This is a genomic window from Spirosoma aerophilum (assembly GCF_054782495.1).
In genome coordinates this window covers 1-712 of the sequence record NZ_BAAGSJ010000033.1, presented here as the reverse complement: position 1 = coordinate 712, position 712 = coordinate 1, and the positions used below count along the sequence as shown (strand labels likewise).

Annotated in this window: 1 protein-coding gene; it reads right to left on the bottom strand. The window is 53.1% G+C overall.

What is annotated here, in order from left to right:
- Positions 1–712: hypothetical protein (locus tag ACYVK4_RS27640; RefSeq protein WP_461130814.1), on the bottom strand; the 712-nt coding region annotated here is incomplete at both ends.

Genomic DNA, 712 nt, shown 5'->3' with positions numbered 1-712 from the left:
CTCATGGCTTGCTCCATCACCGAACCCGAACCCGTTGCATGATTGGTCTGACGATGCCACCGGCTAAGCTCTCCCTGCATGAGTGCCGTATTGTTGAGGTCTATTGCCTGACTCATGGAAACCAGACTGCGCCCCGCCGACGATTGCAAGGTTTGGGTTTGATCCGCTAGCGTGGGTATGGACTCTTTCTGTAATCGACGAGCCAATGCATCTGGCACGGGAGTAAATCCGTCTGAGCGGGTTAAATAGTGTCCCATTCGATAGGCACCACTGGCTAACGCGTCGATGACAAAACCTCTGGCCTGAAGTTGAGGAAGTAGGGTTTTTTGGTCGTTCAGGTAAGTACTTACCTGATTGGCATAGGCTTTATTTAGCCCAACGGCGACATGGTCAAATCTCGGGCCGATGGCCGCTTTGAGGTGAGCAGCCGATACCTGGTAAAAGCTGATTGGGTCGGGGGGCAGTTGTCCACTGGCTAACGCCCCATACAGCAATCGTTCCGGTTTAGTTAGACGACTTCGAAAGGCCAATGACGGCCCCTGATCCTGTTGTAGCTGTTTTTGAACAGACAAGGGTATAACATAACGTAGCTGTGCGTCTTCCCGGTGGCTCAGCGTACCCTGATCACCCGTAAGTGCGAAATCAGCGGCGGCCAGAAACGCCCGTTTACTGGTTGTCGATAGTGGAAGTTCGCTGGCCAGCGAAACGAATT